This is a genomic window from Candidatus Polarisedimenticolaceae bacterium (assembly GCA_036376135.1).
Classification (GTDB): Bacteria; Acidobacteriota; Polarisedimenticolia; order Polarisedimenticolales; family DASRJG01; genus DASVAW01.
The window spans coordinates 1-10591 of record DASVAW010000006.1 but is presented as its reverse complement, the minus strand read 5'-3'; the positions used below and the strand labels follow the sequence as shown (position 1 = coordinate 10591).

Annotated in this window: 13 protein-coding genes; 7 read left to right on the top strand and 6 right to left on the bottom strand. The window is 71.9% G+C overall.

The window, feature by feature from the left end; translation table 11 throughout:
* The first annotated feature begins 64 nt into the window (after nucleotides 1-64).
* Entirely contained in the window at nucleotides 65-850 is a 786-nt protein-coding gene (locus VF139_00470) for a hypothetical protein (protein ID HEX6849849.1), read from the top strand.
* Between the two features lie 13 nt (nucleotides 851-863).
* The gene (locus VF139_00465; GenBank protein ID HEX6849848.1) at nucleotides 864-2348 is read left to right on the top strand and encodes a DUF1736 domain-containing protein; all 1485 of its coding nucleotides are present in this window, start codon (nucleotides 864-866) and stop codon (nucleotides 2346-2348) included.
* Here VF139_00465 and VF139_00460 read toward each other — a convergent pair.
* From VF139_00460 to VF139_00435, 6 genes are read right to left on the bottom strand one after another with little or no spacing between them, the layout of a single operon-like run.
* A complete protein-coding gene (locus tag VF139_00460; GenBank protein HEX6849847.1) occupies nucleotides 2310-3005 on the bottom strand; it encodes an HAD family hydrolase in 696 nt (231 codons plus the stop codon). The genes VF139_00465 and VF139_00460 overlap by 39 nt on opposite strands.
* Nucleotide 3006: 1 nt before the next feature.
* On the bottom strand, nucleotides 3007-3459 hold the full coding sequence (locus VF139_00455) for a hypothetical protein (protein ID HEX6849846.1): 453 nt from the start codon (nucleotides 3457-3459) through the stop codon (nucleotides 3007-3009).
* A 52-nt stretch (nucleotides 3460-3511) separates the two neighbouring features.
* Nucleotides 3512-4333, bottom strand: a complete 822-nt coding sequence (locus tag VF139_00450; protein ID HEX6849845.1) for a carbon-nitrogen hydrolase family protein — start codon at nucleotides 4331-4333, stop codon at nucleotides 3512-3514.
* On the bottom strand, nucleotides 4333-4557 hold the full coding sequence (locus VF139_00445) for a hypothetical protein (GenBank protein ID HEX6849844.1): 225 nt from the start codon (nucleotides 4555-4557) through the stop codon (nucleotides 4333-4335). Before VF139_00445 ends, VF139_00450 begins: the two co-directional genes overlap by 1 nt.
* Nucleotides 4554-4976, bottom strand: coding sequence for a CBS domain-containing protein (locus VF139_00440; GenBank protein HEX6849843.1), 423 nt, complete (start codon nucleotides 4974-4976; stop codon nucleotides 4554-4556). Before VF139_00440 ends, VF139_00445 begins: the two co-directional genes overlap by 4 nt.
* Nucleotides 4977-5025: 49 nt before the next feature.
* Nucleotides 5026-5430, bottom strand: coding sequence for a CBS domain-containing protein (locus VF139_00435; protein ID HEX6849842.1), 405 nt, complete (start codon nucleotides 5428-5430; stop codon nucleotides 5026-5028).
* A gap of 257 nt (nucleotides 5431-5687) precedes the next feature.
* Between VF139_00435 and VF139_00430 the strand changes: the two genes are divergently transcribed.
* From VF139_00430 to VF139_00410, 5 genes are all read left to right on the top strand, one after another.
* Nucleotides 5688-7070 carry a hypothetical protein gene (locus VF139_00430; GenBank protein HEX6849841.1) on the top strand — a complete coding sequence of 461 codons (1383 nt, stop codon included), beginning with the start codon at nucleotides 5688-5690 and terminating at the stop codon, nucleotides 7068-7070.
* Between the two features lie 116 nt (nucleotides 7071-7186).
* Nucleotides 7187-8911, top strand: a complete 1725-nt coding sequence (locus VF139_00425; GenBank protein HEX6849840.1) for a CCA tRNA nucleotidyltransferase — start codon at nucleotides 7187-7189, stop codon at nucleotides 8909-8911.
* A 19-nt stretch (nucleotides 8912-8930) separates the two neighbouring features.
* Nucleotides 8931-9554: a hypothetical protein gene (locus VF139_00420; protein HEX6849839.1), complete on the top strand. Its 624-nt coding sequence runs from the start codon at nucleotides 8931-8933 to the stop codon at nucleotides 9552-9554.
* Nucleotides 9555-9570: 16 nt separating this feature from the next.
* Nucleotides 9571-10125 (top strand): (2Fe-2S)-binding protein, encoded by a 555-nt coding sequence (locus tag VF139_00415; protein HEX6849838.1) that lies wholly within the window; start codon nucleotides 9571-9573, stop codon nucleotides 10123-10125.
* On the top strand, nucleotides 10122-10591 hold a 470-nt coding region (locus VF139_00410; GenBank protein ID HEX6849837.1), incomplete at its 3' end, for a hypothetical protein. The genes VF139_00415 and VF139_00410, both read left to right, overlap by 4 nt.

The window sequence follows — 10591 nt, the reverse complement described above, 5'->3', positions numbered from 1 at the left end:
ATTGACATCCCCACTCCGGATGCAACAATGCGGCCCGAGGTTGAGGGGAAAGGAGTCTCTGAAGATGCGGATCTGGAAGTACGCGGTGGTCTTCGCTCTCGCGGCGCTCTCGTGCGGAGCCGCGCTGGCCCAGTCCCCGGTCGGCGCCGACCGGCTGTTCCTGTCGTTCGCCGAGGACGCGACGATCGCCAACCGCCAGTGGTGGGAAGGCCAGCTCGAGTACTCGGACGGCAGCGACGATCTCCCCTGGGATCGGACCGTGCTGCGCGGCGTCTTCGCGATCAACCCGATCAAGAACCTCGAAATCGGCGGCCGCGTGGGGTTCGGCAGCACCAGCGCCCCCGACGACATCCCGGACGGCTCCGGCGCCACCGATCTCGAGGCGTGGGGCAAGTGGAGCTTCGGCACGTACCAGAACACCGCGTTCGCCGCGGGCGGTCTCGTCACCGTCCCGACGGGCGACGAGACTTCGGGCCTCGGCACGGACGCGTTCTCGCTCAAGGCGTTCGGCTCGCTGCGTCACAAGCTCCCCAACGCCACGTTCACCGCGAACGTCGGCGTGCGCCTGAACAACGACGGCAGCCTCGGCCCCGGGATCGACATCGACGGCAAGACCTCGGCGTCGCTGGGCCTCGGCCTGATCCTCCCGCTCTCACAGCAGCTGTCGTTCGTCGGCGAGATGGCGCTCGAGACGGCGCGTTTCGAGGACCTCGACTCCGACACGCGCATTCTCGCGGGGGTCAACTGGAGCCCGGCCAAGCGCGGCATCTTCCGCGGGGCCCTCGGCTTCGGGCTGACCGACGGCTCGCCGGATTTCACCCTGCTCGCCGGTTACGCGTACACCTTCTGATCCGAACCTCCGCATGAGCGATCGGGTCGCGGCGCGGTGGCCTCTCCTGGTCGCCGCCGCCGCGGCCCTCGCGGCGGCGCCCGCGGTCGGCAACGGTTTCACCCTCGACGACGTCGCGCAGGTGCGCGACAACCCCGCGATCCGCTCGCTCGCGAACGTCCCGACGCTGTTCACCCGGCCCTACTGGGACCTCCCCGGCGAGCAGCACGGCCTCTACCGGCCGGTGACGGTCGCCTCCTTCGCGGTGAACCGAGCGGCGACCGGCGCGTCCCCCGCGGGGTTCCACGCCGTCGACGTCGGGCTGCACGCCCTCGTCGCCGCACTGGCGTGGTTCGCGTTCCGCCGCGCAGGGACCGTCTACGGGACCGCCCTGTTCGGTGGCCTCGTCTTCGCGACCCACCCCGTGCACGTCGAGGCGTTCGCGAACGTCTCCGGCCGATCGGAGCTCCTCGCCGCCGCGGGGGTGCTCGCGGCGTGGCTGGCCCACCGGAAGGGGCGTCCCGCGATCGCCGCCGGCCTGTGGCTTCTCGCCGTCCTCTCTAAGGAGTCGGCGATCCTCGCCCCCGCGCTCTTCGCCCTCGACGACGCCCTGCGTCCCGACGGGGAGCGCCCGCGTCGTCCCTGGCCCGCCTACGCGGTCGCGATGGCCGCGGCGCTCGCGTTGCGCTGGAACGCCCTCGGCGGCCTGCGCGGCGCCGAATCGGCGATCTTCCTCGACAACCCCGCGGCGACCGCGGGATCGGCGGCGCGCGCCGCCACCGCGCTGTGGTGCCAGGGGATCCACCTGGGGCTGTTCCTCTGGCCGCAGCGCCTGGTCAGCGACTACTCCTTCGACGCGCTCCCGGTCGTCCGATCGCTGTCGGATCCGAGAGCGTGGGCCGGCATCCTCTTCGCGCTCGCGTTAGTCGCCGCGTGCGTCGCGGCCTGGCGGCGGCGGTCGCGTCCGGTCGTGCTGGCGCTCGCCGCGTGGGCTCTTTTCTTCCTCCCCTCCTCCAATCTGCTCTTCGCCAGCGGAACGATCCTCGCCGAGCGACAGGCGTATCTCCCGTCCCTGGGGGCATGCCTTCTCGTCGGGCACACGGCGGCGGCGGCGGCGAGGGCGACGGGGCGGCGTTCGCTCGTCGCGGCGGCCGTCGTCGCCCTGTCCTTCGCGCTCGCCGCACGCGGCTTCGCGCGCATTCCCGCGTGGAAGGACAACCTCACGCTCGCCACGACCGACGCGGCGGCGCAGCCGCGATCCGCCAAGCTCCAGGCCGGCGCCGGGATGTTCCTCGAGGAGGCCGGACGCGACACGGAGGCCGAGGCGGCCCTCGCGCGGGCCGTGGCGATCTGGCCGGACTACGCGCAGGCCCGCTACAACCTGGCGGTGCTCCTCGCGCGGCGCGGCGCACGTGAAGAGGCGATCGAGCACCTCGAGCGCGTGGTCGCGCTGAGCCCGGCCAACCCGAGGCCGTACGCGTTACTCGAGCGGCTGAAGCGAGGCCAGGTAGGCGGGTAGCTCGGCGATCGTGCGCAGGCGCGGGGCGGGCGCGTCGGGGTAGAGGCCGTGCCGATCGAGGAGGATCGGCGCGATCCCGGCTCCGCGCGCCCCCTCGACGTCGACCGCGGGCACGTCGCCGAGGAACACCGACGACGACGACTCGGCGCCGAGCCGTTCCAGCGCGATCGCGAAGATCCGGGGGTCGGGCTTCTCGACGCCGACGACGTGGGAGTCGACGACGGTCTCGAGCAACCCGTCGAACCCGGCCGACCGCAGGTCCTGCTCGACGCGCCCTTCCGCGTTGCTCACCACGCCCACCTTGTAGCCGGCCTGCCGCAGCTCCCGGACCGTCTCCACGGCGCCGTCGATGGCGACCGTCCAGAGTCCGACCCGATGGTGGGCGTCCCAGAGGACGTCGATGACCTCCTCGGTCCAGCCGGGGTCGGCTCCCACGCGCGAGAGCAGGTAACGGAAATAGTCGCGCCAGGCTTCGCTGCTGCGACCGCCCTCCCGCACCCGTCGCTCGATGGAGGTCCGGGCGTGGGCCTCGGACTCCTGGAGGGTCGCGACGTCGGCGTCGCACCCTCGGGCGGCGATCAGCCGCTGGACGAACCGGTAGTCGAGGTCGAGCAGCACCCCGCCCGCGTCGAGCAGCACGGTGCGGACGCGCGGCACCTCAGTCCTCGAACCGTTCGCCGCAATGCGGGCAACGCGAGGCGTCCTCGTCCACCTCGCCCCCGCAGGCGGAGCAGGCGACCTTCTCGACCTCGACGTCGGCGTGCACGCCGTCCGCCTCGTCGTAGCCCAGGACGGCCTGCGCCGCGGCGAAATGCGACGCAGCCACGCGCAGCCAGTACTCCTCGACCCCGTCGGGTCCCTCGCCGTCCCGCACGAGGATCTCCGCGGCGATCCCGTGCTTGACCAGCGCGCGACGCGCCATGAGCGCCTCGTCGATCTCGAGGAAGCCGCAGTAGTTCACCTTCGGCTCGCCCGGTTTCGCGGCGGGCACCTGAAGCGGCGCGTCCGTCCGGGGGCGCGGGGAGTCGAGGCGCTCGACGAGGGCGACGTCGCAGTTCGCGCAGCGGGTGAAGCCGGAACGGAACTCGTCCCGGCAGACAGGGCAGAACACGGGAACCTCCGTGGGGAAGCGCGCGAACGCTACCAGACCGCGGTTCGGAGTGTCAAAGCCGTCGGTGGGACTGGCAGGGCATCGCGTCGCGCACCGCCTCCACCCGATCGAGATCGACGTCGGCGACGACGATCCCCGTCCCCCCTTCGCGGCGGGCGACGACGGCGCCCCAGGGGTCGATCACCATCGTGCGCCCCCACGAGCGGCGGCTCGGGCCGTGGCGGCCGGTCTGCGCCGGCGCGACGACCCACGCCTGGTTCTCGATCGCGCGGGCCCGCAGCAGCGTCTCCCAGTGATGGGAGCCGGTGAAGTGCGTGAACGCGGAGGGCACGAACAGCACCTGCGCCCCCCTCGCCGTCAGCGCGCGGTACAGCTCGGGGAACCGCAGGTCGTAGCAGATGCTCAACCCCAGCCGGCCGAGCGGCGTGTCCGCGACGACGACCTCGCGACCGGGGGCGACGGCCTCCGATTCGCGCAGGGTCCCGCTTCCGGGGACGCGCGCGTCGAACAGGTGGATCTTGCGGTAGACGGCGACGAAGCGACCGTCGGGGGCGACGAGCACGCTCGTGTTGTGCACGCGCCCGCGCGCACGCGCGCGCTCCGCGACCGAGCCCGCGAGGACCCAGACGCCCAGATCGCTCGCGAGTCCGGCCGCCCATTTCGCGGGGCCCTCGCCCAGCGCGCGCGCGCGGGGAATCGGCTCTCCTTCGCGCCGCAGGAACGCGAAGTTCTCCGGGAAGGCGACGAGATCCGCCCCCTCGCGCGCCGCGCGACGCGCGAGCCTCTCGGCCGCCTTCAGGTTCGCGGCGGAGTCCGCGGTGGAGGTCATCTGCACCGCCGCGACGCGGAAGCGCCGACGCGGGGGCGCCGCCATCAGCGCAGATGGCCGAGCTTCGAGACGACCATCTCGACGCGGCGACGGAAGGTCTTCAGGTCGCACGCGACGAGCGAGGCCTTCGCCTCGTCCAGCGCGGCGGCGAGATCGTCCCGGCCGAGCTCGCCGCACGCGCGCCCCGCTTCCTCGAGCTTGGCCCGCAGCGCGTCGAGATCCCCCGTCGCGAGCGAGTTGAGCAGCGCGATCACCTGCGTGGCGCTCAAGGACGGATCTCGCCTTCCGCGATCGCGCGGACGAGGTCGAGCGCGGCGACGATGCCGACCGGCTTTCCCCCGGCGACGATGGGAATGCGGTGGATCCGCATCCGCCACATGATCCGGCAGATCTCCACGATGTCCGTGTCCTCGTCGGCGCAGACGGCCGGCGAGGTCATGATGTCGCGGACGAGCTGACCTTCGGAGGACGCGGGGCCCCCGGCCCGCACGCGACCTTCGGGTCCGCCCGATCCCATCGTCCCGTAGATGACGTCTTCCTCGGTGACGACGCCCACGACGTCGCCGTCCTCGTCGACGACGGGAACGCCGTTGACGTGGGCTTGCTGCATCAGGTCGCACAGCGCCGCGATGCTCTCGTCCTGACGGACCGTGACGACGGGGTGGTGCATGAGGTCTTTGGCGCGCATGGACGCCGGACTCTAGCGGACGGTGCCGACGGCGGCAACGGCCGAAGCGTCAAACGGGAACGGCGATCGACCCCTCGACGACGGCGCGGCAGACGTCGATCGACGACACGATCCCCGTGACGCGCCCGTCCCGCACGATCGGGATCCGGTGGACGCCGAGCCGGGACATCAGCAGGCACACGTCGGCGACGTCGGTTTCCTCGCTTGCCGCGATCGCCGGGGACGTCATGACGTCGCGGACCCGAGGCTCGCGGCGCAGGCCGAAAATCTCGGTGCGGGTCGCCGCGCCGAGGAAGACGTCCTGCTGCGTCACGACGCCGACCAGGCGCCCGCGCCGATCCAGGACCGGCAGGCCGTTCACGTGGTGCTCCACGAAGAGCCCGGAGGCCTCCGAGAGAAGGCAATCCTCCGAGATGGTCACCACGGCGGTCTTCATGAGGTCACGAGCGACCATAAGCCCTCCGGCCTTTCGTTCGACCTGGGCTGAAAGTACTTAAGCTTTTCAGAGTAGGCCAGTCTTTTTTCTTCATCCGTGGGGTTCCCCGACACCGACCGGGAGCATCCGCGGCGAGTTGGTGGTAGGTTTCCGGCATGCTCCTTAACGTCTTTGGTGTCTTGGTCTTAGCTGCAGGGTCCCAAACGGCCCCTCCCCAGGTCGATGTCGAGCCCGACCGCACCCCGCCGGCCGCGGAGGGGCCCCGGATCGTCCGGATGGAGCTCGACGTCCGGCTGGACCCCTCTTCCGGGAACATCGAGGAGCGTGCGTCGATGACCGTGGAGGGGCGCCAGACGCCGACCCTGCGGTTCCGGCTCTCCGAGGAGCTCGTCGTCGAGCGGACCTCGGCCGATGCGGGGGTCGTCGAGCACCGGCGCTCCGGTCCGGACATCGTGGTCACCCTCGATCCTCCCCTCGACGGACTCCGGACCGTCTCGTTCCTGGTGAGCGGGCGCCCGATGCGCGGGAAGGACCCGAGGGTGGCCCCCGAGCGCGCGGTGCTCGGACCTTGGGATGCCTGGTACCCCGCCCTCGCGAACACGTGGGGCCTCGCCGCGGTCACGGTGCGCGCGCCGAAGGGATGGGGTGTGCTCGCCCCGGGATCCCCCGCAGGGAAACCCCTCGACGGCGTCTGGAGCTGGAAGACCGCCAAGCCGGTGCGGACGCTCGCGATCGCGGGGGGCCCCGGGCTCGAGCTGACGACGACGCAGGTCCTCGGAAAGCCGTTGCGCGTCCTCGTTGCTCCGGGGAACGCGGTCCGCGTCGCCGAGATCGCCGAACGCCTCCGCGACGGACTGGCGTGGCTGTCCGGCGCACTCGCCCCCTACCCGTTCGACGGATTCAACCTCGCGCTGATTCCCAAGGCGGACGCCCGCGCCCGCGCCGGCGGTTTCCTGGCCGTTCCCGCAGACGTGCCCGTCGAGAACGCCTCGGACGGCGCGGACCTGCTGTCGGGGCAGTGGTTCGGCGAGCGCCTTGCGGGCGACGGACCGTGGATGGAGGCCTGGGCGTCGTGGCAATCGGGGGTGTTCGCGCGCGACCGGGCGCTGCCGCTCCCGGCCGATATCCTGCGCCTGCGCCGCGCTTACTTCGAGATGTTGTCCGGGGACGTCCCGCTCGCCCGCGCGGCGGCCGACACGCCCGAGACCGTCCTCCGGGGCAAGGGTTCGGCCGCTCCGGACATGATCCGCCTGTCGGTCGACGACCGGAGCTTCTTCGCGGCGCTGCGCGGCCTGTTCGAGCGACCGGTCGGGGCGCCCATCCGACTCGCCGACATCCGCGAGGCGATGGAGCGGGAGACGCAGCGGAGCCTCACCCGCCCCTTCGAAGACTGGTTCGAGGGGCGCGGCTCCCCGGAGCTCGACGCGTCGATCCGCACCTTCCCCGGCGCCGGCGGCGGCTGGCGCGTCGACCTGACCCTCGTGCAGAAGACCGGGACCTACGCGATCCCGGTGGAGGTGGTCTTCCACGGCCCCGGGGAGCAGCACCGCGAGACGATCAACCTGGAGACGGCGCGGTTCCAGGCGGTCTACGACCTGCCCTTCGAGCCCCTCAGGGTCGAGCTGGATCCGAACCGCAAGATCTTCCGGCGGCCCTGACCCCGCGGATTCGTGACCTGCTGCGGTATAGTGGCCCCCCGCCCTCGGAGGCGGCCGGACCGAGGATGCTGAAGCGATTGCGGGACTTGTTCCTTCCCAAGACGTCCCCGAACCCCATGAGCGACGAACCCGACCCGCCGCCCGCGCAGGGCGTGGAGGCGCGGCCCGAGGTCCATCACGGCCCCTCGGTCGTCCACCGTCCGATTTCGGAGGGGGACCTCGACCCCGACGCCGTCCGGACCCTCAAGCGCCTGACGCGCTTCGACCACACCGCCTACCTCGTCGGCGGGTGCGTCCGCGACCTGCTGCTCGACCGGAGCCCCAAGGACTTCGACATCGGCACCTCCGCGACGCCGCGCCAGATCAAGCGTCTCTTCTCGAACTGCCGGATCATCGGCCGGCGATTCCGGCTGGCCCACGTCTACTTCCAGAACGGCAAGATCCTCGAAGTCGCGACCTTCCGCGCGCGCGACGTCCGGGACGACGACCCCGAGGCGGCCGAGGACCTGCTGATCCGGGACGACAACGTCTTCGGGACCCCCGAGGAAGACGCGGTGCGCCGCGACTTCACCATCAATCAGCTCTTCTACGACGTGAACACCGGGAACGTCCTCGATCACGCCGACGGCCTGGGAGACCTGCGCCGTCGCCTCGTGCGGACGATCGGCGACCCCGACGTGCGGTTCCGCGAGGACCCGATCCGGATCCTGCGGGCGATCAAGTTCGCCGCCCGTCTCGACTTCTCGATCGAGGCCGGAACCCGCGCCGCCATCGACCGCACGCGGGGCGAGATCCCGAAGGCCGCCCCGCCGCGCATCCTCGAGGAGATCAACCGTTTCGTGCGCGGTCGCGCGGGCCGTCCGTCGTTCGACCTCCTGTTCGAAACCGGGGTCTTCGACGTCATCCTTCCGGAGCTGGTTCCCGCCTACCGCGGGAACGACGCCGCGCGCGCGTTGCTCGCGCGCCTTCTCGATGCCGCGGACGCGCGGGCCGACGCGACGGCGATCTCCACCGGAGAGATCTTCACGTGGCTGCTCCTCGCGCCGCTCCACGAGGCGCTCGGCTGGAGCGCCGACGGAACGGCCAGGCCGCCGCGCGAGCTCGGAGCCGTGCGGGACGCGGTGGACGACCGGCTGCGTCCGCTCGCCCTGCGCCTGCGGATGTCGCGTCGCGACCAGGAGCGGTGCCGTCAGACTTTCCTCGCGCTGCAGCGGATGATCCCCGCGCGCGACGTGCGCAAGGGGCTGCGCCTCGCGATCGTCCGCCGCCCCGCGTTCCCCGACGCGATCCACATTCTCGAGGTCCTCGCCGCCGCCCACGGCGGCGACTTCCAGGAAGCCCTCACCTTCTGGACGTCGCAGTCCTCCCACGATGGGGAACGCCGCCCGCCGCGACCGGAACGCGCCGAGCCCGCCGCGCGCGCCGCCGCCCCCGAAGTCGAACGTGAGGGCGAGGGCGAGGGGGCCGAACGCGGCGGGCGCCGTCGACGTCGTCGCCGCGGGGGGCGCGGTCGCGGCCGCACCGAGGGTGCGCCGGCCACCCCTCCCCGCGAAGCGCCTGCCGAGCCCGCTCCATCCGCGGCGCTCCCGCCGGTCTGGTCGGACGATTATTTCTTCGCCGCGCTCCCCTCGGTGCCCCAGCTCGAGGCGGAAGCCCACGACACCGACCGGTACGGCGCGGGAGCGGTCGCCGCGACGGCCCCGGCGGAGCCGCGACCGGCGGCGGCCGCGGCAGCCGCCGCCGAGGAGCCCCGACGCCGCCGGCGCTCGCGGCGGGGCGGCCGGGGCAGACGGCGCAGCGGCACGGGCTCGGGTGAGCCGCCGCCAACCGACGTATCCTGAGGGGACACGGAGGCCCGCGATGACCCAGCCCCGACGACCGATGCTCCCGATCCTCCTGCTCCTCTTCTCGACGGCGGCGATCCCGTCCATCGGCTGCGGCGGAGGGGGCTCCGACGACGGAGGGGTCGTCAACCCCGGCCTGACCGCGGTGTTCTCGGAGAGCGCGCTCGTCGAGCTCGGCAACCGCGTGAAGCTCCTCCAGGGATCGGCGAGCGGGGCGAACGTCACCACGCAGGTCGTCCTCTTCGGCCCCTCCACGAGCTCCGACATTTACAGCTGGGCCTTCGACGTTGTGATCTCGAATCCTGCGGTCGTCGAATTCGTCGCGGCCTCGGCCACTGCGGGCACGACCCTGGTAGCGTGCCCCGGCAACAACCTCGCCCTGCAGGCGAATCAGCAAACCGCCGGCGGCGTGACGTCGGTGGTGGTCGGCGTCACGAAGCTCGGAAACTGCCCCGGGAACGGCGTCCCCGCCGGGAGCAACGTAGTCGTGAGCCTCACCTTCCGGGTCAAGGCCACCGGCAGCTCGACCCTCACGTTCGGCGGGGTCGGCGGCCCACGCGCCCTCGACTCGAACCTGGCCACGATCGGCTCGATCGAGTTCGACGGCGGCGCCGCGACCCTGCAGGGCGTCCAGCAGTAGACCCTCGGAGGCGCCGGTGCCCGAACATCTCCACGTCGTCCTGAAGGTCAACGGGGAGGAGACGGAAGTCTCCTTCGCCCCCTACAAGACCCTCCTCGAGGTCCTGCGCGAGGACCTGCAGCTCACCGGCACCAAACACGGATGCGAGCTCGGCGAATGCGGCGCCTGCGCCGTGCTCCTGGACGGGAAGCCCGTCCTCTCGTGCCTCGTCGTCGCCGCCGAATGCGACGGCCGCGCGGTCGAGACCATCGAAGGCATGGCGGGGCGCGACGGGAAGCTCCACCCGCTGCAGGAATCGTTCGCGGACCTCGGCGGGTCGCAGTGCGGGTATTGCACGCCGGGGTTCCTGCTCACCGCGAAGCACCTGCTGGAGCACAACCCGAGTCCCACGCGCGACCAGATCGCCTCCGCGTTGTCCGGGAACCTCTGCCGCTGCACCGGGTACAACCAGATCTTCGAGGCGGTCGAGGACGCCGCCGCGCGGATGCGCGGCGAGGGAGCCTCACGCGAGGACGCGCACCACTGGGCGAAGACCGGCGACCCGCTCGCCGCCGAGGTCCGCAAGCGATGAGCGACGGGAAGCTCAACATCGTCGGCGTCCCCCGCCGCCGCGTGGACGGCCGCGCGAAGGTGACGGGCCAGACGACATTCGCCGACGACGTCGTGATGTCCCGCGCCGTCCACTGCAAGCTGCTCCGCTCGAAGGTGCCGCACGCGAACCTGAAACGGGTGGATGTTTCGAAGGCCGAGGCGCATCCGGGCGTGCTCCTCGTCCTGACGGGGCAGCACTTCCCGGTTCAGTTCGGGATCCTCCCCGTCTCCCAGGACGAGGACCCGCTCTGCCGCGACCGCGTTCGGTTCGTGGGGGATCCCATCGCCGCCGTGATCGCGCGCGACGAGGCGACCGCCTTCGAGGCGCTCGACCTCATCGAGGTGGACTACGAGATCCTGCCCACGCGTGCGACGCCGGAGGAGGCGTACCGGAACCCCGAGCCGCGCATCCACGAATACGGCGAAGAGGGGAACGTCCACAAGCG